The organism is Enterobacter sp. 5-4, from assembly GCF_000612205.1.
Classification (GTDB): Bacteria; Pseudomonadota; Gammaproteobacteria; order Enterobacterales; family Enterobacteriaceae; genus Enterobacter; species Enterobacter roggenkampii.
The window spans coordinates 1-22,674 of the sequence record NZ_JFHW01000002.1 but is presented as its reverse complement, the minus strand read 5'-3'; the positions used below and the strand labels follow the sequence as shown (position 1 = coordinate 22,674).

15 protein-coding genes are annotated in these 22,674 nt (G+C 56.7%); 3 read left to right on the top strand and 12 right to left on the bottom strand.

The genetic code is table 11. From position 1 onward, the window contains the following. Window positions 1-12: 12 nt before the first annotated feature. The 9 genes from AA74_RS0100345 to bcsR form a co-directional block, all read right to left on the bottom strand. The gene (locus AA74_RS0100345; RefSeq protein WP_008503229.1) at window positions 13-1,506 is read right to left on the bottom strand and encodes a pitrilysin family protein; all 1,494 of its coding nucleotides are present in this window, start codon (window positions 1,504-1,506) and stop codon (window positions 13-15) included. Window positions 1,507-1,733: 227 nt separating this feature from the next. Continuing rightward, a complete protein-coding gene (locus AA74_RS0100340; RefSeq protein WP_021242141.1) occupies window positions 1,734-3,020 on the bottom strand; it encodes a dicarboxylate/amino acid:cation symporter in 1,287 nt (428 codons plus the stop codon). A 159-nt stretch (window positions 3,021-3,179) separates the two neighbouring features. Beyond that, a complete protein-coding gene (hmsP, locus tag AA74_RS0100335; protein WP_023345069.1) occupies window positions 3,180-5,186 on the bottom strand; it encodes a biofilm formation regulator HmsP in 2,007 nt (668 codons plus the stop codon). 119 nt (window positions 5,187-5,305) lie between these two features. Then, entirely contained in the window at window positions 5,306-8,788 is a 3,483-nt protein-coding gene (bcsC, locus tag AA74_RS0100330) for a cellulose synthase complex outer membrane protein BcsC (RefSeq protein ID WP_025910175.1), read from the bottom strand. Then, on the bottom strand, window positions 8,770-9,876 hold the full coding sequence (gene bcsZ / locus AA74_RS0100325; protein ID WP_025910173.1) for a cellulose synthase complex periplasmic endoglucanase BcsZ: 1,107 nt from the start codon (window positions 9,874-9,876) through the stop codon (window positions 8,770-8,772). Before bcsZ ends, bcsC begins: the two co-directional genes overlap by 19 nt. A gap of 6 nt (window positions 9,877-9,882) precedes the next feature. Next, the gene (gene bcsB / locus AA74_RS0100320; protein ID WP_025910171.1) at window positions 9,883-12,303 is read right to left on the bottom strand and encodes a cellulose biosynthesis cyclic di-GMP-binding regulatory protein BcsB; all 2,421 of its coding nucleotides are present in this window, start codon (window positions 12,301-12,303) and stop codon (window positions 9,883-9,885) included. 10 nt (window positions 12,304-12,313) lie between these two features. Next, window positions 12,314-14,929: a UDP-forming cellulose synthase catalytic subunit gene (bcsA, locus tag AA74_RS0100315; protein WP_025910169.1), complete on the bottom strand. Its 2,616-nt coding sequence runs from the start codon at window positions 14,927-14,929 to the stop codon at window positions 12,314-12,316. Beyond that, window positions 14,926-15,678, bottom strand: a complete 753-nt coding sequence (gene bcsQ, locus AA74_RS0100310; RefSeq protein ID WP_025910167.1) for a cellulose biosynthesis protein BcsQ — start codon at window positions 15,676-15,678, stop codon at window positions 14,926-14,928. Before bcsQ ends, bcsA begins: the two co-directional genes overlap by 4 nt. An 11-nt stretch (window positions 15,679-15,689) precedes the next feature. Next, window positions 15,690-15,878 carry a cellulose biosynthesis protein BcsR gene (bcsR, locus tag AA74_RS0100305; protein ID WP_008503237.1) on the bottom strand — a complete coding sequence of 63 codons (189 nt, stop codon included), beginning with the start codon at window positions 15,876-15,878 and terminating at the stop codon, window positions 15,690-15,692. 174 nt (window positions 15,879-16,052) lie between these two features. On the opposite strand from bcsR, the gene bcsE reads away from it, so the two are divergent. From bcsE to bcsG, 3 genes are read left to right on the top strand one after another with little or no spacing between them, the layout of a single operon-like run. Next, window positions 16,053-17,615, top strand: coding sequence for a cellulose biosynthesis c-di-GMP-binding protein BcsE (gene bcsE, locus AA74_RS0100300; RefSeq protein WP_025910162.1), 1,563 nt, complete (start codon window positions 16,053-16,055; stop codon window positions 17,613-17,615). Then, the gene (gene bcsF, locus AA74_RS01000000121870) at window positions 17,609-17,806 is read left to right on the top strand and encodes a cellulose biosynthesis protein BcsF (protein WP_024908822.1); all 198 of its coding nucleotides are present in this window, start codon (window positions 17,609-17,611) and stop codon (window positions 17,804-17,806) included. Before bcsE ends, bcsF begins: the two co-directional genes overlap by 7 nt. Further along, entirely contained in the window at window positions 17,799-19,478 is a 1,680-nt protein-coding gene (bcsG, locus tag AA74_RS0100295) for a cellulose biosynthesis protein BcsG (protein ID WP_008503239.1), read from the top strand. Before bcsF ends, bcsG begins: the two co-directional genes overlap by 8 nt. Before the next feature lie 54 nt (window positions 19,479-19,532). Here bcsG and AA74_RS0100290 read toward each other — a convergent pair whose 3' ends face one another. From AA74_RS0100290 to murB, 3 genes are read right to left on the bottom strand one after another with little or no spacing between them, the layout of a single operon-like run. Then, window positions 19,533-20,525, bottom strand: a complete 993-nt coding sequence (locus tag AA74_RS0100290) for a glycosyl hydrolase family 8 (RefSeq protein WP_025910160.1) — start codon at window positions 20,523-20,525, stop codon at window positions 19,533-19,535. A gap of 16 nt (window positions 20,526-20,541) precedes the next feature. Continuing rightward, on the bottom strand, window positions 20,542-21,504 hold the full coding sequence (gene birA, locus AA74_RS0100285; protein WP_008503241.1) for a bifunctional biotin--[acetyl-CoA-carboxylase] ligase/biotin operon repressor BirA: 963 nt from the start codon (window positions 21,502-21,504) through the stop codon (window positions 20,542-20,544). Further along, window positions 21,501-22,529 (bottom strand): UDP-N-acetylmuramate dehydrogenase, encoded by a 1,029-nt coding sequence (gene murB / locus AA74_RS0100280; protein WP_025910154.1) that lies wholly within the window; start codon window positions 22,527-22,529, stop codon window positions 21,501-21,503. Before murB ends, birA begins: the two co-directional genes overlap by 4 nt. Window positions 22,530-22,674: the final 145 nt, after the last annotated feature.

The window sequence follows — 22,674 nt, the reverse complement described above, 5'->3', positions numbered from 1 at the left end:
TTAGTCTACGCATTACTGCCCTTGCGGGATATCCGTCGCGTCAGGGTGTAAATCATCAGCCGTCGCGGCCTGCGTCGGCTGCGGCGCGGTCGCCATGATGGAATCCCAGGTCTTCTGAAGTTCCTTCATGTCATATTCCGGTTCGCCCTTCGGCTGCAGAAGGATCAACGCCATCTCCTGCGACAGCTGCTGACGGAGATCCTGGTTGAGCATTTCGACGGTCAGACCGTTCAGGAAATCCTGACGGAGCTTCTGGTACTGTTCCGGCGCAATATCCACCACCTGATTCTGCAGGGAACGAATACGCTGGCTGATCAGTATATCGGTATCGGCGCGCGCGTAGGTCGCAAACAGCTTCTGCAGCTCGAGTTTTTTCTGTGCCACAAGCGCGTTGAATTCCTCTTCGGAAAGCCCCTCTTTACGCACTTTTGCCAACTCTTTCGCGACGACACCCAGATTGGCATTCAGCTTATCGCCCGGTGATTCAACGTTAATGGCGCATTGCGCACGCTGGAACAGCACGCGGCAGTCAAAGCCAAGACCGATATTCTTCACGTTGTTCTTACTGAGCGTCTGCTGAACGTGCCAGAACAGCGCTTCACGCGCCAGGTCGGCACGCCAGTAGCGCAACAGCGCGGCGGACTCACGGATGGGCTGCCAGGCGTTATCCCACATCACGGAGAGTCGGTCCTGACGCACGGTGTCCGTCATAATGCTGACAGGCTCTGCACGCAGCGGGGAGAGTGTCGGAACAGGGGCAGGCGATTCACGCTTGCCTTTCAGATCGCCAAACGCTTTGTTGATCTGCTCCACCACCGCGCGGCTGTCCACGTTACCCACCACGATCAGCGTCATCGCGTCCGGGGTGTACCACTTCTGGTAGAACGATTTCACCTGTTCGGCGTCCACCGGCTGTTTTAGCGGCTCGGCAGGGTCATGTCCCAGCAACGTCGAGCCTTTCAGGCGGTAACGCCACCAGCCCTCTTTGGTATCACCAGGCCAGGTCGCCACCATGTCGCTGTTGCTCAACGCATAGTTGACGGTGTCCGGCGTAATCGCCAGATTGCCGGAGGCATCGGAGAGATACGTCAGGGCTTCTTTAAGCAGATCGTTGCGGTTATTAGGCAGGCTCAGGTTAAACATGGTGTAGTCATACGAGACCACAGCCGGAGGAAGCGGGCGCTTCGGATCGATGGCCTGTTGCCAGAGCGAACGCACCTGAACCGCTTGCAGGCTGCCGCTCTGCGTGAGCGCCAGCCGGGGAATAAAGTGGCTGAAACCGGTTTGCTGGGTGCTTTCCGTGAGGGAACCGGTATTAACAGACAGACGGATTTCAATACGGTCACTGGGACGTTGCGGCGTGGCTAACACCTGCCACTGAAAACCGTTCGCTAGTGTCCCTTGTTGCCAGGCCGGGTCTGGCTGGAGCGCATCTGCCTGCACATAACTGGCTGCTGCCATCATCAGCAAACCGCCGGTTAAGAGTCGAATTTTTGTGCCCTGCATGTGAACCCCTGATCAACATTCCTGGTTAAAAAAGAGTGCCTCGCGACGCGCTTCACTCTTAAAGATGACGATGAAAACACGTCGATTAGACCGCGCGTTCGGCAAAACGTCACGGTCCGAAGTGAAATATACCCAAAAAAAATCTTGTCGAATTATGACAGGTATGAACAGTTATTATGCGCAGGAGCCCGCATCCCCACAAGGGAATACGGGCATTTGTGACAAGATTAAGAGGATAAGCCAGGATTTTTGCTGTCAGTTGAACGATTATTCAGAGTATCGTCGAGCTTTTTGTGATCCAGCTCTTTCACCCATTTCGCGACCACTACCGTTGCCACGCCGTTACCCACCAGGTTGGTTAACGCACGCGCCTCTGACATAAAGCGGTCAATACCGAGAATCAACGCCAGGCCCGCCACCGGCAGGTGCCCCACTGCAGAGATAGTGGCAGCCAGCACGATAAAGCCGCTGCCCGTTACGCCCGCCGCGCCTTTAGAGGAGAGCAGGAGCACCACCAACAGGGTGATCTGATGGAAAATATCCATATGGCTGTTGGTCGCCTGTGCGATAAACACCGCCGCCATCGTCAGGTATATCGAGGTGCCGTCCAGGTTGAAGGAGTAGCCCGTCGGGATCACCAGCCCCACCACCGATTTACGACACCCGAGTTTCTCCATCTTATCGAGCATGCGCGGCAGCGCCGATTCTGACGAGGAGGTTCCCAGAACAATCAGCAGCTCTTCGCGGATGTAACGGATAAATTTGAAGATGCTGAAACCGGTCGCGCGGGCGATGGAGCCCAGCACCACCACCACGAAAAGAATACAGGTGATATAGAAACAGATAATCAGCTGACCCAACTGGACCAGCGTACCGACGCCATACTTACCGATGGTGAAGGCCATCGCACCGAAGGCACCGATAGGCGCCAGGCGCATGATCATATTGATGATGCCGAAGATGACCTGCGAGAAGCTTTCGATCACGTTAAAGATCAGCTGGCCTTTGCTGCCCAGACGGTGCAGGGCGAAGCCAAACATCACGGCGAACAGCAGCACCTGGAGGATGTTTCCGCTGGCGAACGCGCCAATGACGCTGCCAGGAATGACGTCCAGCAGGAAGGCCACCACGCCCTGATCCTTCGCCTGCTCGGCATAGACCGCAACCGCTTTGGCATCCAGCGTCGAGGGATCGACGTTCATCCCCGCACCTGGCTGCACCACGTTAACGATGACCAGACCAATAATCAGCGCAAGGGTACTGACCACTTCAAAATAGAGAAGCGCCACTGCACCGGTACGGCCAACCGCCTTCATGCTTTCCATGCCAGCGATGCCCGTGACGACCGTACAGAAGATCACCGGCGCGATGACCATTTTAATGAGCTTAACGAACGCGTCGCCAAGCGGTTTCATTTGCGCGCCCAGTTCAGGGTAATAGTGACCCAGCAGAATACCGATGGCGATGGCTGTCAGGACCTGGAAATAAAGACTTTTGAAGAGTGAGGTTTTCATAAGGTGTCCTTGGGAAGAAAAACCACAGGCTTTGTAAGGTTATGGTTAACCTGCGGCTTTAAAATAACACCCGCATAACAGGACAGAAATAAACTCAGTTCAAATTTGAAACACAAATGTTAAGAAATTTGAGCTGGCTCGCACAAGCCAGCAACAAAATTACACTTTTGCGTTATTGTCAGCACCAGAAAGGTATCGTTCTTCAAAGACATCCGAAGGCACTGCGGGGGCAAACAGGAAACCCTGCCCGCTCTCCACGCCCGCCTCTGCCAGCCAGGCGCGTTGCGCGTCGGTTTCAATACCCTCGGCAATAAGGTGCAGGTTAAGGCTGCGCGCCATCTGGATAATCGCCTGCACCATGCTGCTATCGTCCGGCAGACCGTCGACAAACGCTTTGTCAATTTTTAGTACATCCACCGGAAGCGTCTTCATGTGCTGAAGCTGGCGCAGCCCGGCGTAGCCCATGCCAAAATCGTCCAGGGCAATGCGAATGCCGGCATTACGCAGCGGCTTAAGAATCGCGACCGCCTCATTGGGGTCGTCAATGCGTCGACTCTCCGTCACTTCCAGGGTCAAGGTATCCGGTTTGATGCGGTAACGATGGATCAGCTCCAGCATCTCAGAAACCATGGTCGGGTGCATAAGCTGCATGGCAGACAAATTGACCGACAGCGGCAGCGTTATGCCGCGCTCCTGCCAGGCGGCAAGCTGACGACAGGACTCTTCGAGCACCCAGTAGCCGACGGTGACCATCAGGCCGCAGGACTCGATGCGCTCAATCAGCCCTTCCGGCAGCTCCCATGTGCCATCCGGCTGCTGCAGACGCAACAGAGCCTCAGCGCTTTTTACCTCTCCCGTCCGCAGATCCACCTGCGGCTGCAGCCAGAGGGCAAACTGGCGGTTATCCAGCGCGGTCAGGATGTCGCTCTCTTCCGTCAGGCGCTGCTGCGCCTTTTCCATCTGCGCCGGGTCGAAGAACTGGATTTGGTTTTTCCCTTTGCGCCGGGCGGTAAAGGCCGCCGAGAAGGCGCGGCGATAAAGCTGTTCCGCGGTCAGGTCGCCATAGAACATGGCAATCCCGATACTGGCACTCGGGCGAAGCTGGATACCCTGAATCGGCAGCCGCTCATTAATGACAGTGAGTACTTGCTGACCTAACGTGATCGCATGCCAGGGTTCTTTTACGCCGTTGGCAATCACCACCAGGTCGTAACCGCTGACCTGGGTCAGCACCATGCGCGGGGCAAGGACAGATTTGATCTTTTCCACCAGGGTGAGCAGCAGCATTTCGCGCTGGCTCTCCTGAAGCACGCCAGCCGTGTCCTGCAGGGTTTCACAGGCAATGACCATCAGCGCGGTGGTTTGCTGGCGCTCAACGGTTTGCTCCAGCATCGCCATCAGGAACGCTTTATTGGGAAGCTCCGATACCGGAAAACGGGTGGCGCTACTGTTCATCTCATCCTGCTGACGCTGGATGCGCTGCTGGTTGAGGTTGTAGCTGCGCACCAGCATGCCGATCTCATCGTCATGATGCAGACGCGGCAGCTCAAGCTGGTGTCCCATCTGATCCTGCGGCGCAAGCGTGTTCAGCTCGCGGGCGATACGGCGCAGGGGATGGACAATCAGCCGGTTAATGCACCAGGTCAGCGCCACGCTGAGAATAAGCGTCATAAGTAAGCAAGTGGTCACTAACGTAACCACCCAACTCATGACGAATTTATACATGCGGTAGGAGTCTGCCTGTAACACCAGGTAGGCCAGAGGCTGTGGATTCGCAGGGCGCTCAAGCGAATAAACGGGAAGCGAAATTTGCACCGGCAGCTCAAACAGGCGCATCACCATCATCGGGACGGGACGCTCCGGGATAAAGCTCATCCGCAGCGCCTGAAACTGATTGGGTAGCACGACGTCCGCCCGGCTCACAACACCGGCCGGCTGAATACGTTTCAGAATGGTTTCCGCTTCGGGGATATCCCCTTTCAGGATGGAGGCAGACAGCGGGCCGCGTACCGAGCGGGCGATACTTTCTAATTGCGAAGCCGTGTTATAGCGATTCTGCTGTACGGAATGAAACAGCAAAATTACGCAGAAGAGCAGGACAAACAGCATGGTGACGGCAGAGACCATCGCCATCTGTTTGATTGTTAAGGAACGGCTGACACGCAAAATGACTCTCCACAAAACTCGAAGCGCAGGGCGCGCCAGGGTGTAAACCTGGCGCGCCTGAGTATACCCGATTGCTGCGCTGTTAAGAGAGACTTACAAATGGATTAAGGAAAATCCGATTACCAGTCCGCGTAAGGGATGAGCGGTTGCGGCGGTAAGTCCATATCGCCCTGCCAGCCTGCAGCAGAGTAGCGCACATAGATCAGCGCATGGCTTGGGGTATAGTCTTTCGCTTCCTGAATGTCCACGCCCATGCCAACAAACCAGTTGGACGTAACCCGGCGCTCAATAATGGCCCGCGCGGTATAACCCGTGCCTGAGGAGCTGCTGCCGGTTTCCATCGCGCCCCGATCGGTATAGCGGTCTGGCTCATCGGTCGGGATCAGATTCTGGATCGGGTAGCGCAGCTCGTCTTTGGTTTTGGAGTGAGACCAGGAGACCGAGCCCCCCAGCTCCCAGGACCAGTTTTCCGTGCGCTTACGCCAGGTCACCGGCAAGGCGAAGGAGACATACTCCTGCGGGCTGTAATAGCCGCCCTGACCCAGGGTATAACCGCTCAGGTCTTTGTCGTAGTGCCAGAGCATGTTGGAGACGCCGACCGTCAGGCGCTCATTGTTTTTATTAATGAGCTTGTAGTAGTAACCCGTCATCCAGCGGACGCGCCAGTTATCCTCCACATTTTTACCCGTCAGCGTTTCCGCGTTCAGGCTTGACCAGACGCCGTTCGCTTCCCCTTTGTCATAGCTGATGCTGACGCCGCCACCGGTCGCGCGTACGCCGCCCCAGGTGGTGCCGGTGTTGGTGTCTTTTTGCCCGCCGAAGGCCAGCAGAGAGCTGGAGATTGGCCGACGATGGGCGTTAACGGTATAGCCGATAGGGCCCAGATCGCTGCTGTAGCTGATGCCGCCCACCACGTCGACGACGTCAAAGCCCATCGGCGTGGTGCCAATATCCATCGCCCAGGTTTTATTCTGCCAGCCGACAGCGACGCTTGCGCCATTGTCTGACTGATGGGTGTTACCGCTACACGGCGTTTCGTAGCAGGTTCCCCATTTAGGGTCGTAAGTCCCGTTCCTGGTATCGAATGATCCGACGTCCATATTGACCAGATCGCTTCTGAAGAACATGCGCCCGTCAGAGAGCGGCGCATCCACCTGCAGCATGGTGGTATGCGCTTTCAGATCGGAATAGCCGCCCGTGCCGCTGGAGCCCCAGTAATCGTGCTGCAGCGTGACGTTAACATCCTGCTGGCGGTACAACTCACCGGCATCACTGCGCACGCCGCGCTTCAGCCAGTCGTCTTTTTCATCGTTACGCGTCAGACGGGTGAAACTGTCGTTATCAGCCGGACGCGTCGTGGTGATACCCGTCGATACCATCGCATCTTTATAGGTTTCCAGCGCCTGCTGAGGCTGCCCGTTCTGCGCCTGGAAACGCGCGGCATCACGCAGCACCAGCGCGTTTTCCATGGATCCGGGCTGCGATTTAGCCTGCGGGATGATTTTACTGAAGGTCTGTTCTGCCGCGGCGGAATCACCCAGCCCCGCCTGCGCCATCGCGATGCGGCGCTGCATATTGAGCGACAGCGGCTGGCCGTTCTGCGCGGCGGGCAGCTTCGCCAGCTCCGCGCGCGCGGCATCTTTGTTACCCTGGGCGCTGTAAATCTCGGTCAGGCCGAGGATCGCGTCTTCGTTCTGCGGCTCACGCTGCAGGACGGCGTTGTACGTCGTTTTCGCGGCGTTCAGATCGCCACGCTGCTGTGCCCAGTCCGCCAGCGTCAGGTCGATGCGGGTGGAGGTTGGCTGCTGGCGAAGAAGATTCTCCGCCTCCTGCTCTTTACCGCTGTCCCGCAGGCGGTTGGCGGTTTCCAGCACCTGATTGCTTTGCAGGCGGTCGGCAAGTTCCTGAATATTGCTGTTCCACTGGCTGCGCGGCAGCGTGTCCAGATGCGCCAGCGCGGCACGGTCCTGATCGTTTCCGGAAAGGTAGAGCCCGCTGGCATAGACCTGATCCGGGTCGGACGGTTTCTGGTGGGCAAGCTGACGCATCAGGGTGTCCGCCTGGCTGCGCTGACCCGCGCTGTAGAGATCGCGCGAAAGACGATAGGTTATCCACACGTCGCCGGGAGAGAGCGCCAGACGACGACGCTGGATTTCTGCTGCCTGGGCGTATTTCCCCTGATTTTCCAGCTGTTCGGCCTGGGCAGAGAGCTGCTCGTTGGTCAGACTACGCTCGATATCATCAATGCTCCGACGCTGGCTGGCGGAGAGCGACTGGATAAACTGCGAGGCTTTCTCCGGGGACTGCGCGCGGTAAATATTGGCCAGGCCGCGAACCGCGTTGCTGTTGCCGCTGTCCATTCGCAGCGCCTGACGGTAATAACGCTCCGCCGCGTCGTTATCTTTACGCGCCGCGGCGGCGTCGCCCAGCCCCAGCACCGCGTAGCTGTCGGTATTGTCGATGTTACGCGCCTGCTGATAGTAACGCTCTGCCTGCGCCGGGTTATTCGCCTTCAGCGCCGCATCGCCCTGCTGGATCAGCAGCCAGTAGCGGTTAACCTTCAGAAGACTGTCCCATTTACCCCGGTTATCGCTCTGCGGATCGAGGGCAATCGCCTTTTCAAACTGGGCTACCGCGCGGGCACGATCGCCCTTCTGGGAATACGCCTGCCCCAGGGCACCCACCGCTTCACTGTCGGCATGGTTGGCGCTGACGGCTTTTTGCAGCTCGGCCACCGCCTTACTGCCCTGCCCGGCGTCCACCGCCGCGAGCCCTTCCGCTTTCGCGCGGAACGCCGGATCGGCGAGCTGTTTTTGCTGCGCTTCAAGCTGGGCACGCGCCGCAGCGACGCTATCCCCGTCGCTGAATACGCTCAGATATTTTTGCAGCGCGCTGACGCTGGCGCTGCTGGCAGGCTGGTCTTTGATTTGGTCGTACCACATATCAGACGCCTGGCCGCGGCCATTGGTGGATTTGGCCATCTCCTGCAGTACCGCAAAGCCTTCATCACGTCGTCCGCTCTGGAACAGAAGCTGGGCAAGCGTTGTCTGCAGCTGCGTATTCCCGGGGCTGCTGCTGTTAATTTTTTTCAGCTGGTTAATGGCCGCACCGCGGCGAGCTGGATCTTTCGCCACGACGTTCCAGTATTCCGTCGCCACATCGCCACCCGGCGGGTTGCCGTCAAACAGCTTGTCATAGGCGGCAATCGCTTCCTGCGTGTGCCCCGTAGTGGCGAGCAGTCGCGCCTGCTGGAGCTGCTGTCGGCCATCCGGAGTAGAAAGCAGCATGGTGTTGCGTGAGGACTGGTAAGCGCTCGAACCCGGGGCGATCCCTTTCAGACGATCCAGCTCTTTTTGCGCGCCGGCGTTATCGCCCTGACGCAGCAGGTAGCGAAAGCGCGCGGCAATGACGTCAGGGTTGTTGGGGTCAATCAGCTCAAGGCGATAGAGCGACTGACGAACCAAATCCTCACGCTGTGTCGATTCGCCCAGCCTGACCTGCTCCAGCAGCTGTTTCTGCTGCGGAGAGTTGGCGGCCTGTGCCCACGGCATAAGCGCCAGGCCAAGCGATAAACTGAGTAGATTTACTGTGAACTTGCGCATTCCTGGCCCCAATCCGGTATTAATTCACCTTTTGCGGTGAAGCGAAAACGATGCTGATCCCATCCTTGCCCAAAAAGCGTCAGCACATAGCTGTAATAGGCATTGTTATCGGGAAAATGGTCTGCAACGCGCTGGCGCTGAACCGCCTGGGCATCACGTTGTTGTAAAAACGGCAGCATAGCGGCAGAGAACCCGACCGGGCCGTCGCCGATACGTTTCCCCGTCGCCACATCCACTTTCTCCGGCGGCACACCCCGTTTCATGGTCTTTGCCGCCATCGGCTGGAAGCGCGTCAGGAGCCGGGCTTTCTGAGGATCTTTATCACTCATCATGCCCACCCAGAGATACACGCGGATGGCGTCGTAGCCGCCCACCAGCGCTTTCTCCTGCTGTAACCGCCAGCCTTTGTTTTTCTGATACTGCACCCAGTCCGGCGAAAAACCTTTCGGCGCACTCTCAAGCAGCAGGCGCAGGTTAGTTTCACGAAGCTGGGTCCACGGGGAACCAAAGCGCGTGAAATAAGCCGCTAGCTGCGGAGGAAGATAGCTGGGGTTAAAACGCCAGGCGTTCTCATCGGCAAAGCCGACTCTACCAGGAAGCAGCATTGCGCCGAGCCCCGGGACGTTGACCACTTCCTCGCTGACAATGCGTTTCAGCAGCGCCTTACCCGTGCGGGTATAGTCCCGATCTTTCCACAGCCGACCTGCTTCGAGCAGTGACCAGGCGATCCAGACATCGGCATCAGAGGCGGAGTTGGTATCAATCACCGCCCAGGCGTCTTTATCTTTCTGACCCCATAGCCAGGCAGGCAGATGGGCGTTGAGATCGCCGCTGGCGAGATTATCGCGCGTCCACGTCAGCAGCAGGTCAAAGGCTTTGCGATCGTTCGCCGCCAGGGCAAAGAACAGGGCGTAGCTTTGCCCTTCCGAGGTCGTAATTTTGCGCGTGTCACTGGGGTCAATGACACGCCCGCCCTCGCTGATGTAGTCCTTTTTAAACTGCTCCCAGGCAGGCCAGGTACAGGCGGCGCGAAGAGGAAGCGCCGCCAGCATCACCGCTGCTAATACACACCAGCGAAAGGCTCTCATCACATCTTACTCATCCGGGTTCAGACGACGACGGCTGATGATTCGCAGCAGACGCCACAGCACCCATGCCAGCAAGACCACGCTAACCGCAGCCAGAATAGCGAGCAGAACCGGATGGTTAGCCAGCGCATACCACAGGCGTTCAAACCACGGCAGATGGCCCACGTAGTACACATCCCCCACGCGCAGGCTATTGACGCCGGACTCACGGATCACCGACACGGAACCAAACATCGCGGCACGTTTACCGCTGTCGTTCATGGCCGTATTGAGCAGTTCATACCCGCGCGGGCTGTCCGCGAGGAGAGCCACCACGCTGCGCTGTTCGTTGTAAGGCGACTGGAAGCCCACCACCGCGGCCATCGCCCCCTGAGACGTTACCGTCGTCTGCGCGCTGGCCTGACGATCGTTCACATCCGGCATAATGCTCGGGAACTCGGTCTGTCGCAGCGGCGTATTAACCCAGGACTGGGCCGCTTTCACCAGCAGATCGATACGTTTGTCATCCTTCAGCTTATCCGGGATGGTCCCGATCACCATGATGTCAGCATCTTTGTTCTGAATCTGGCTGCCATCGTCCGTCAACGTGACGTTAATGGCCGGTAATCCTGTTTGTCCTCCAACGGTCGCCATGGTGTCGAGCAGGGTCGTAACCTGACCTTCGTTTGGCGTTTTTGGCATTACCACAATGGACTCAGAGAGATCGGCCATACGGCTGAACGGGAAGCCCGCGTTAGCAAAGGCGCGCAGGTCCGGCATCGCCAGGAAGTGATAGTACTTCGAGAAGTCGATGGTCGACTCATCGCCAATCACCACGTGGTTCTGCACCGGCTGGAAGGTGATGCAGTTTTCCGCCGAGCCGCCAGGCATTGGGTTCATGTACTGGAAATCAAAGCGCAGCTGGTTTATCGCACCCAGCTTCAGTGCCGGAATAGAGACATCCGTTTTACCGTCCAGCAGCCCCTGCAGCACCGGCAGGCGAAGCATCAGGCGGTTCGTATCCTGCGTGCTTTGCAGGCTGAAGGATTGCAGGAACTGGTTGTTCAGGCTGATATCCATGCGCGAGCTGTCTTTGGTGGCTGGCGCGGTATAGCGGTAGTTCAGATTGATATCAATGCCGTTGGTACGCAGCAGGTACAGATCCGGCGGCAGATTCAGCGACAGGCTAATCGGCGCTGGCTCAAGCCCCGTCGCCTGCAGCTGTTCTTCATAGGTTTTCAGCTCGCCAAAGGTGACCGCACGGTCGGTACGCACCCAGTTTGGCGCATCATAAGGTTTACGCGCCAGCAGCGGCTTGACCTCATCTATCACGACGCTGTTGCCGCGGAAAAGGACGTTGCCCTGGGCAATGGCTTTTGCTGCCTGCACCAGATCTTTATCATCACGACCAAAGACCACCAGCAGCTTCACGTACGGGTTTTCCGGGTGGCTTATCATCTCAACGGTCGGCGCGTTGACGTCCGGATGATCGCGCAGGAAGGCCGGACGTTTTGCATTGGTGGCAAACACAATGGCATTTCTGTCCGGCAGTTTGTCATACATCGCCGGGAAGCTCTGACCGCGCCAGCCCGCGCGTGAACCAAACCAGGAGGCCACAATGGTGGCCGCCAGCTGCTCGGTCACGTCCGGGGACGATGCGAACACCATCGGCAGCGTGAGCGGGCGGTTATCACGCGGATCGAAGAACGGAACCGGGAAGGCCGAGAGATCGTTTTTCAGCGCCAGCGACTGGTAGGTCATCTGCAGCGAGGAGTTACGCCCGACGTCCATCCACAGCGTGTTGCTGGCCGGGTTTTCGCAGACATCGCGGTAGTGGCCGACAAACTCCAGGCGGATACGGTTAAAGTCGGTGATGAACAGCGGGTTGATCGGCACCTGCGCCTGCGTTTTCTTGCCGAGCTGCTCTTTCGTGACCGGCAGAACGTCCATCAGCTCGTCATTCAGATAGACCTTCAGCTGAGACTGGGTCGGCAGCAGCGATGGCGACGGCGTGTATTCGAGATTCAGCACCGCATTAGAGACGACCTCGTCGCTGCGCATGCCAAATTCAATGCCGCCGTTAGGGTTGATGCCGCGCAGCACCATGCTGCCCGGAGGCGGCGCAATTTGCGCGAAGGTCAGCTTCACGTCACGCGACGGCGCATTGTCCGCAACGACGGGCGCATTCGCCCCCCGGACGCCCGGCATTACCTGCCCGATGACCTGGCCGTCTGCCGGCAGGGTGTTCCCCTCCATTGGCTGGTTCGGCATGATGTTTTCAGTTTGACCCGGTGCCGCGGTGACAACCGGATCGGTTGCTTGCGCGACGACAGGTACGGTTGGCGCAGGCGTTGCCGCTGCGTTACCCGGGGCTGCGTTAGCCATTGTTGCGGGGATCGCATTCATCCCCATTGCCACTGCACATAACCAGGAAAGTTTTGTTTTCATCGCGTTATCATCATTGTTGAGCCATAACCGGGTCCGCCTGCTTCGCCTCATCCCGCTCAGGACGACGAGGAATGAACGACACGACCCAGGAAACCAGCGAAGTAAGTGACCGGAAAATTAATTTCACCGACGACGGGGCAAATTCTGCAAGGTGACGATAGCCACGGAACCCCAGCTTCAGAATATCCAGCAGGCTTTCCAGAGGCTTATCCTCCGGGAAGCTGTCCTGCCAGAGAGCCCACGTATCCGCGCGGGCAAACGTACACTGCACAAAATCGATATGTTGCTTTTTGGTCAACGGCATCAGCTGCAGGCCGACTTCATTGCCCACCACGCGAACGACCTGCGTCGGGAAGACATACTCCTGCTGGCCGCGCTTAAGCAGCAGGTTAACTTTTTGCCCTTCCAGCACCTTCGCCTGGCCGTTGATTTTGATCCCCAGACCGCCGTCAGAGAAGTCGTGCACGGTACATGAGAAGAGATGGCCATCTTCACGGGCGATCGCCGCTGGCATGCAGATTTCCACGCGATGCGCGCGACGAACCTGTTTGCTCTCCACCGACACCGCCACCGCGCCGCCGAGGATAATCAGGTTGTAGAAGACCCAGGCCATACTGACGAAGACGGTCAGGATTTCGTTTTCCGGGCCGTAGAAGTAGCGCCAGATACCCGCAATGACGCCCACGATATTCAGCAGCACCAGGAAGATATACGGCCGGGAGATCACCCAGTCGACGTACTCCTCCTCCACCAGCCCGCCCTTCGCGGTGACGTTGAATTTCCCTTTATGCGGGTTAATCAGCGCCACCATCGTCGGCGGCGCGATGTACCAGGCCAGCACCGTTTCGTAGATTTCACTCCAGAAGGAGTGGCGGTATTTCCCCTGAATCTTCGAGTTCGTCAGGCTCGCGTGGATCATGTGCGGCAGAACAAACAGCGCAATCATCAGCGCGGGGGCGTAGATGATATAAGCGTGAAGGAGCAGAAACGCCAGCGGCGCAGTCAGGAAGATCAGCCGCGGAATGCCGGACAAGAAGTGGAACATGGCGTTGACGTAGCAAAGACGTTGCGCCAGCTTGAGTCCTTTCCCGATCAGGGGGTTATCAAGACGGAAGATCTGCACCATGCCGCGCGCCCAGCGAATACGCTGACCAATGTGCGCCGACAGTGACTCGGTTGCCAGACCGGCCGCCTGCGGGATACGCATATAGGCAGAGGTATAGCCACGACGGTGCAGGCGCAGAGAGGTGTGCGCATCTTCGGTGACCGTTTCGACGGCGATACCGCCAATTTCATCCAGCGGCTTACGGCGGATAACGGCGCATGAGCCGCAGAAGAAGGTGGCGTCCCACATGTCGTTTCCGTCCTGTACCAGCCCATAGAACAGCGTGCCTTCGTTCGGGGTTTTGCGGAAGCGGCCAAGGTTACGTTCAAACGGGTCCGGCGAGAAGAAGTGGTGCGGCGTCTGCATCATCGCCAGCTCTTTCTCCTTCAGGAACCACCCCATGGTCATCTGCAGGAACGAGCGCGTCGGCACGTGGTCGCAGTCAAAAATCGAGACAAACTCCCCGGTGGCATACTTCAACGCGTTGTTGATATTCCCGGCTTTAGCGTGTTCGTGCGTCGGACGGGCGATGTACTCGACGCCAACCTCCTCCGCGAACTGGCGGAATGCCGGGCGGTTGCCGTCATCCAGGATCCAGACCTTGAGCTTGTCTTTCGGCCAGTCGATGCCCAGCGCGGCATAGATGGTGTTCTTCACCACGCTCAGGTCTTCGTTGTAGGTCGGCACGAAGAGATCGACGGTTGGCCACTGGGTCGTGTCCTTTGGCAACGGAACCGGCTGGCGGTTGAGCGGCCAAATCACCTGGAAATAGCCCAGCACCAGCACAATCCAGGCATAGGTTTCAGCAAACAGCAGCACCAGGCCGCACACCAGACTCACCGGGTCGTCCCAGTTCAGCGTCGAGGTATAACGCCACCAGATGTAGCGGCAGGAGACGGTCAGCGACAACACGATCAGCATCAGCGCCGAGAAGCGACCCGGAATTCGGCGCACCAGCAGCGCCACGCCCCACAGCAGGATCAGGAAAGTGAACTGCGCCAGAGGGTTGAAAGGCTGCGTAATACAGACCAGCGCCAGAATGAGCGAAAACACGACGATTACGCCGAGGATAAAACGCCGCAAGCCCGGGTGGAGATGCCCGAGCTCTTTATGGTTATCCAGATGGCTGGTCTTATCGCTCACGCTGTCGGGCAGTCTGTCCAGCCACTGATGGTAGCGTTCACGTAACTGCTGCACGCGGGAGAAGCTCCGCCAGTGCGGTGTTTTTGTCTCCGCGCGGGATGAGGTCGCCACCAGCCAGATGGCCTGAATGAGATAGCGCGCCGGATCCAGTGGACGCGGCCGGTCAGGATTAATGTGCGGATATAGCTCGCTGTGCCGGGCACGTATGCGCTGCCAGCGCGGGTGTTCAAGCGGTATAAATATCCAGGCCAGAATCATCCAGAAACAGCCGAGCGCGGCGCTAAATGCCGACGCACCGTGACGGCGAAAATGCCGGTAATGTTCGCTCAAACGCGAACTGACCGGTGGGATGAGTAACCAGCTGGCGAGACGACTCATACAGCACTCCCTGCATGCTCCGCCCTGTTGGCGAAGTTCAGCAGACACCAGTTAGCCAGCGTCAGGATCTCTTCTGCCGCCAGTGAATCGCTGCGGTATTCACCGAGCGGTTGCTTAGACGCAAGGCATTCCGCCATTCCCTCATCACGATGGATGACAATCGGAAGCAGGCGGCGCTGGCTTTGCAGCCAGACCTGATAGAGATCGTCCTGGATCTGGCTGCCAATGCGCAAATCGTTAATCAGGATATGGCCATTTTGAGGCAGTCCCTGCTGGTGCAGGCGGATATGGCAGTTCGCATCGACGTTAACGATCGAGAGGACATGATCGCACTGGGCGATAAGCTGTCGTGTCAGCGTGCCGGCACCGTGCGGCAGATCCAGCAGGATCCACTTGTAGTGCCCCTTTTCCCTCAGGCTCTGCATCGCCAGCGTGAACTGTGAAAACAGGCGCTGGTACGCGGCTTCATTCTCGCGTTCCGTAGTGGTCAGTTGACCAAACGGCAGCAGGTCAAGAAGGGAGGTATAGCGCATACCTGCATCCTGCCAGTCTTTATCGTCAAGCAGCGCGCGGGCCCAGCCCTCTTCGCGAGTAAAGTCGACGTTAAACGACATACGCAGCAAATTATCGGCGCAGGCGTCAATAACCAGCACCGATTCACCTAAAAGCTGTAATGACCACGCCAGCGCCGCGGTAACAGATGTGGTACCCACACCCCCACGGACACCCTGTAATCCGAGTATGGCCATCAATGGCTCCCTTATTGTTGATGGGCGAATTCAGCTAATAACGGCCAGCGTTTAATAGCCGCAGCCAACTGTTCCCGCTGGGAAATATCGGTGTAATCTATTTCAGGTAAAGAAAAGGCCTGCGTCAGCGCCAGAAAATCGTTTTGGAATGTGTAACCCAGGGTCGAGTCGACTGGGGTTCCGGGTTCGTTATTATCCATTCTTTTTCCATCCCTTTGCGTAAAATCGCCAGTTCAGAAGTAGCGAGGCATCCTGCCCTATGAAATTTCATTTACATGCTAAATCTGATGTTCTTTAATTTCAATGTTAGGTTTATTTCTACGCTTTCGCTAGTAAACTGAGATACAGATAAATTAGACGAAAAGAGGGACACCGTGGACTCCATATTTTCTATTGGCATCCAGTCATTATGGGACGAATTGAGCCACATGCCAGTCGGAGGAGTCTGGTGGATTAATACGGACCGTAATGAAGATGCTATCAGTCTGGTAAACCAGACAATTGCTGCCCAGGATAAGGATTCCCGCGTGGCTGTCATTAGCATGGGCGAAGATCCGAAGAAAATTATCACGCTGGAAAACGATCGCGGCCCTCAGACGGTGCGATTATTTTCCATGACATCGGAAGCCGATAGTCTATACTTTTTGTCCCGCGACGTTCAGTGCACTATTGATCCGGATCACTATTTAGTGATTCTTAAATGTGCAAATAACGTCCTGCAAAATATCCCTGCTGAAAAACTGCTGCCCTGGCTGGAAAAAATCAATAAATGGGCAAAATTTCAAAATTGCACGCTACTGATAGTCAATCCCGGCAGTAATAATGACAAGTTGTTCTCACTTTTAATGGGTGAATATCGTTCTCTGTTCGGTCTGGCAAGCGTTCGTGACCAGGTGGGCAGCTATCTCTACGATATTGCATTCTGGTGTAATGAAAAAGGCGTGAGCGCCAGACAACAACTTACGCTGAAACATATCGAGGGTAAGTGGCACCTGGCACAGCAGGAAGAAACCGTGGTGCAACCGCGCAGTGATGAAAAAAGTATCCTGAGCCATATCGCGGTTTTAGAGGGGGCACCGGCCCTGTCGGAAAACTGGTCGCTGTTTGAATCTAACGAAGACCTTTTCCACGAAGCCCGCACAACCCAGGCGGCGACCCTTATTTTCTCATTGATGCAAAATAACCAGATTGAGACGCTGGCAAGGCAAATCCACACCCTGCGCCGCCAGCGCGGAAGCGCGTTAAAAATCATCGTGCGCGAAAACAATACCAGCCTGCGCGCCACCGATGAGCGCCTGCTTCTTGGGTGCGGGGCAAATATGGTTATTCCGTGGAATGCGCCGCTGTCACGCTGCCTGACGCTGATCGAAAGCGTTCAGGGCCAGCAGTTTAGCCGCCATGTACCGGAAGACATTTCCACGCTGCTCTCTATGACGCAGCCGATGAAGCTGCGTGGATATCAAAAATGGGATACCTTCTGCGACGCCGTCGGCAACATGATGAGCAATACGCTTCTTCCTGCAGACGGAAAAGGGGTTATGGTTGCCCTGCGTCCTGTACCGGGTATCCGCGTTGAACAGGCGCTCACCTTGTGTCGCCCCAACCGTACGGGAGATATCATGACCATTGGCGACAATCGCCTGGTACTGTTTTTGTCCTTCTGCCGGGTCAACGATCTCGATACGGCGCTAAACCATATCTTCCCCCTGCCTACCGGGGATATTTTCTCGAACCGTATGATTTGGTTCGAAGATAATACGATCAGCGCGGAGCTGGTACAGATGCGTGCGCTCCAGCCTGAACAATGGGCTAAACCGCTCGCAATTAAGAGCGATGCGAAACCGATCCTCAATGCCAGACATGATGGCCATATCTGGCGCCGGGTTCCGGAGCCCCTTCGCTTATTAACGGACAACGCGGAGAACGCACCATCATGAATATCAGCGATATCATCCAACTGGTTATATTCTGTGCGCTGATTTTTTTCCCGCTTGGCTACTATGCACGCCATTCCATACGTCGTATCCGTGATACGGCCAGAGTGCTGTTTATAAAACCTCGCTATGTAAAACCAGCCGGAACACTGACACGGGCATCACACGTCAAGGCAGACCGAAAACATGACTAATTCTACCTATACCGCTTCGTCACCCTCGCCGCTCTGGCAATACTGGCGCGGCCTTTCCGGCTGGAACTTCTACTTTCTGGTGAAGTTTGGTCTGCTGTGGGCAGGCTATCTGAATTTCCATCCCCTTCTCAACCTGGTGTTTATGGCCTTCCTGCTGATGCCCCTGCCGAATATCAGGCTGCATCGCTTGCGTCACTGGATAGCCATCCCTGTCGGCTTTGCGCTGTTCTGGCATGATACCTGGTTACCGGGGCCGGACAGCATTATGAGCCAGGGGTCGCAGGTGGCAGGCTTTAGCGCCAGCTATGTCCTCGATCTGACCGAGCGGTTTATTAACTGGCAGATGATTGGCGCGGTATTTGTGCTGCTGGTTGCCTGGCTGTTCCTGTCACAGTGGATCCGCATCACGGTGTTTGTCGTCGCGATTATGATCTGGCTGAACGTGCTGACGCTGGCTGGTCCGGGCTTTTCGCTGTGGCCTGCTGGTCAACCGACCACCACGGTGACCACCACAGGGGGAAGCGCAGCAGCAACCGTTACCACGGCTGGCGATACGCCTGTAGTGGGCGATATCCCAACCCAGACCGCACCGCCGACCTCCACAAATCTGAACGCCTGGCTCTCCAGCTTCTACACTGCGGAAGACAAGCGACAGACTAAATTCCCGGACGCGCTGCCGGCGGATGCTCAGCCGTTTGAATTGCTGGTGATCAACATCTGCTCTCTCTCATGGGCCGACGTGGATGCAGCCGGTTTGATGTCCCATCCGCTGTGGTCGCATTTCGACATTCAGTTTAAAGATTTTAACTCTGCCACCTCGTACAGCGGCCCGGCAGCAATCCGCCTGCTGCGTGCAAGCTGCGGTCAGGCATCGCATAAGAATCTGTATCAGCCTGCCGGCAATCAGTGTTATCTGTTTGATAACCTCGCCAAACTGGGCTTTACGCAGCATCTGATGCTGGGACATAACGGCCAGTTCGGTAACTTCCTGAAAGAGGTGCGTGAACAGGGTGGTATGCAGGCACCGTTGATGGATCAAACTGGTCTTCCCGTTACTCTGCTGGGCTTCGACGGCTCGCCGGTTTATGACGATACCGCCGTGCTGCAGCGCTGGCTTCAGACCATCGAGAAAGACAGTAATCCGCGCAGTGCGACCTTCTTTAACACCCTGCCGCTCCACGACGGTAACCATTTCCCGGGCGTGAGCAAAACGGCAGATTATAAAGTGCGTGCGCAGAAGTTCTTCGACGAGCTGGACGCGTTCTTCACGGAGCTGGAAAAATCAGGCCGTAAAGTGATGGTGGTTGTGGTACCTGAGCACGGCGGCGCGCTGAAAGGCGACAGAATGCAGGTGTCGGGTCTGCGTGATATCCCAAGCCCGTCCATCACCAACGTGCCTGCTGGCATTAAATTCTTTGGTATGAAAGCACCCCATCAGGGCGCACCGATTGAAATCACCCAGCCGACCAGCTATCTGGCGATCTCTGAACTGGTTGCCCGTGCCGTTGACGGGAAGCTGTTTGTGGAAGATAGCGTGAACTGGGATCAGCTCACCAGCAACCTGCCGCAAACGGCAGAAGTCTCCGAGAACGCCAACGCGGTCGTCATTCAGTATCAGAACAAACCGTACGTTCGCCTGAACGGCGGGGATTGGGTACCGTATCCGCAGTAACTGATTTACCCCTAACCCTCTCCCCATTAGGGAGAGGGGATAGTCAGTGCGTTGTTATTGCGCCGAAATCCACACCAGCATTTTCAGACTTGCCGAATAGTAGTCGTCTTTAGAGGTGATTTCGGGTTCTCCGGAAGACTGTCCCATCGTTAAATCGCGTACAGCCAACAGGCCGCCTTCCATCATGTAGGGCGCATATTCGTTGGTCGTGACGTTAACCCAGGCGGGCGTTTGTTCCCGGGGGAACTGACCAAACCAGGCTTTCCACGGCGCCAGGAGCGGGCTTTGCTTATCAGACCAGGCAAGGTACAGCGGAATACGAATCGCGTCATAGCTCATCCGCGGCGGCCAGCCTTTGGCAGGTTCCAGCTTGCCATCTGATGCCAGCGAGACCCAGTCAGCGGGCAGATTCGCTTTTCCCGAGCCCATTTTCCCCAGCAGGCGCTTCCCGTCCTTGATCAATTCACGCCAGACCGGTAAATGGCTGCGCCCGGCAAAAGCCTGCCAGGCCGGAAACACGAAGTAGGAAGGGTTAAGGATCGCTTCACCGTCAAGCTTAAATCCCTGGACGCCGGGCAGCATCACGCGGTAACCCGCATAGCGGATGACGCTATGGGCAACCAGCGCTTTTGTGATGGCATCCGATGCGGCACCGTAGCGTTTGTCATGCCAGCGGGCATCGGCTTTAAGCAGCGCCCAGGCAATCAGCACATCGCCATCGGCGGCATTGTTTTTGTCAGCGACCGGGTTGGACTCTGCGGGGTTATAGCGCCAGTAAAACAGACCGTTCTCTTTGTTCTTCAGCTCACGGTTTGTCCATTGCCAGAGCTTATCGAACGTGGCCTTATCGTCGTTGGCCACTGCCATCAGCATGGCAAACCCCTGACCTTCCGTATGCGACACGCCGCCATTGCCGGTATCGACAATGCGGCCTTCCGGTTTGAAAAAGCGTGCCTTATAACTCTCCCAGGCCTGACCCGCCTGAGAGAGGGGTGAGAACAACACGCTCATCATGACGGCCAGCGTCGCGCAGACGGTTTTTCGCATCATTCACTCCATCCGGTTATTCGGCACTCCGCAGGGAAATCTCACCGCCCATCCAGGGTTTGATCACACCATCTTGCTCCAGGAGCAGCGCGCCCTGAGCGTCAATACCGCGGGAAGTGCCGTAGATCTCTTTATCCCCAATCAGCAATTTCACCGGGCGGTTGATGAAGTTATCCAGTTTTTCCCAACGAGACAGGAACGGTGCCAGCCCTTCCTGCTCAAAAAGCGTGAGCGAGCTGCGCAGCTCTTTAATCATACGTACGGCAAGGGTGTTACGATCGATGACGATCCCCGCCTCCTGGAGGTTAGTCCAGGCCTGATTCACCACATCATTCTGGACATTGCGCATCACCATATTGAGGCCTGCGCCGATGACGATTTGCGCCGCATCGCCCGTTTTTCCCGTCAGTTCAACCAGAATGCCGGCAAGTTTACGATCGTTGAGGTACAGATCGTTAGGCCATTTAACACGCACTTGATCCGCACCCAGATCGTGAAGCACCTCCGCCATAACGATGCCGATGACCAGACTCAGGCCAATGGCAGCGGCCGGGCCCTGATCGAGTCGCCAGTACATAGACAGATAGAGGTTGGCACCAAAGGGGGAAAACCACTTGCGGCCACGACGACCGCGACCGGCCTGCTGATACTCAGCAACGCAGGCATCGCCGGATTTCAGCTCAGGCAGACGATCCAGCAGATACTGGTTCGTCGAATCAATCACCGGCAGCACCGCCACATTACCGTGTCCAATCTGGCTGCGGATCGTGTCTTCATTCAATAATTGTATCGGCTCCGGCAGGCTGTACCCTTTTCCGGGAACCGTGAACACATCAACCCCCCAGTCGCGAAGCGTCTGGATATGTTTATTAATGGCGGCGCGGCTCATGCCAAGCTGTTCACCCAGCTGCTCGCCGGAATGGAATTCACCATCCGCCAGGATACCAATCAGGGTTAACGGGACCGTATTGTCCTTCATGCGATAGTCTCCACGGCGTTGACTTCACCTGTGCGACCAATGAAGCGGACTTCTGGCTCCAGCCAGACGTTAAATTTTTCGCCCACACGCTGACGAACATAATGAGCCAGCTGTACCACATCGTCGCTGGTTGCATCGCGCTGGTTAATCAGCACCAGAGCCTGCTGTCGGTGAACGGCTGCCCCGCCGACTGAAGTGCCTTTTAGCTGGCATTGATCGATAAGCCATCCTGCTGCCAGCTTCACGCTGCCATCCGCCTGAGGGTAATGTGGCGCGGTTGGCCACTCCTCCAGAAAACGTCGGGCATTTTCGCCGCCGATCACCGGGTTTTTGAAGAAGCTTCCTGCATTTCCGTTAACTTTGGGATCGGGAAGCTTGGTCATCCGCATATGGCAAACCGAGTCAAAAACGTCGCGGGCGGTAACGGTAGCCGGATCGAGACGCGTTAAATCCCCGTAGGTCAAAACAGGCTGCCAGTTCTTCGACAGACGCAGGCCCACGGCGACAATCACGTAGCGATCCTGATATTCATGCTTGAAGATACTGTCACGATAGCCAAAACGGCACTGTTCTGCCGTTAAACGCGTGGCCGTTCCGGTCGCCAGCTCGATGCAGTCGACATAGTCACAGACGTGCTTCAGCTCGATGCCGTAGGCACCGATGTTCTGAATGGGTGACGATCCAGCGCAGCCTGGGATAAGCGCAAGGTTTTCAAGACCCGCCATCCCTTGTTCGAGGGTAAATTGCACCAGGTGATGCCAGTTTTCGCCAGCCCCCACGTGCAGATGCCAGCTATCGGCACGCTCTTCCACATCAATTCCCATGATGCGGTTAACGATCACCGTTCCCGCAAAATCGTCGAGAAACAGGACATTACTTCCTTCGCCCAGAATCAGTACAGGTTCGTTTTTTTCTGTTGCGCTTTGCCATGCATCCAGCAGCTGCTGTGCAGTATCGGCACGTACAATTTGATTAGCATTGCGTTGAATGCCAAAGGTATTCCAGGGCTTAAGGGAGTGGTTCATAGACGCTATCCTGATGCAAAAACGCAGGTAGTTTACCGTATAAGCAGGGTGTTGGGGGATCTGTTTGTGCAGCGCAGAAACGCAAAAAGGCCATCCTTTCGGATGGCCTCTTCACTTGTTTGATGCCTGGCAGTTCCCTACTCTC

Excerpts from the sequence above, each read along its gene's own strand:
- AA74_RS0100345 (WP_008503229.1), bottom strand. The coding sequence starts at position 1,506 with ATGCAGGGCACAAAAATTCGACTCTTAACCGGCGGTTTGCTGATGATG.
- AA74_RS0100340 (WP_021242141.1), bottom strand. The coding sequence starts at position 3,020 with ATGAAAACCTCACTCTTCAAAAGTCTTTATTTCCAGGTCCTGACAGCC.
- bcsC (WP_025910175.1), bottom strand. The coding sequence starts at position 8,788 with ATGCGCAAGTTCACAGTAAATCTACTCAGTTTATCGCTTGGCCTGGCG.
- bcsZ (WP_025910173.1), bottom strand. The coding sequence starts at position 9,876 with ATGAGAGCCTTTCGCTGGTGTGTATTAGCAGCGGTGATGCTGGCGGCG.
- bcsB (WP_025910171.1), bottom strand. The coding sequence starts at position 12,303 with ATGAAAACAAAACTTTCCTGGTTATGTGCAGTGGCAATGGGGATGAAT.
- bcsA (WP_025910169.1), bottom strand. The coding sequence starts at position 14,929 with ATGAGTCGTCTCGCCAGCTGGTTACTCATCCCACCGGTCAGTTCGCGT.
- bcsQ (WP_025910167.1), bottom strand. The coding sequence starts at position 15,678 with ATGGCCATACTCGGATTACAGGGTGTCCGTGGGGGTGTGGGTACCACA.
- bcsR (WP_008503237.1), bottom strand. The coding sequence starts at position 15,878 with ATGGATAATAACGAACCCGGAACCCCAGTCGACTCGACCCTGGGTTAC.
- bcsG (WP_008503239.1), top strand. The coding sequence starts at position 17,799 with ATGACTAATTCTACCTATACCGCTTCGTCACCCTCGCCGCTCTGGCAA.
- AA74_RS0100290 (WP_025910160.1), bottom strand. The coding sequence starts at position 20,525 with ATGCGAAAAACCGTCTGCGCGACGCTGGCCGTCATGATGAGCGTGTTG.
- birA (WP_008503241.1), bottom strand. The coding sequence starts at position 21,504 with ATGAAGGACAATACGGTCCCGTTAACCCTGATTGGTATCCTGGCGGAT.
- murB (WP_025910154.1), bottom strand. The coding sequence starts at position 22,529 with ATGAACCACTCCCTTAAGCCCTGGAATACCTTTGGCATTCAACGCAAT.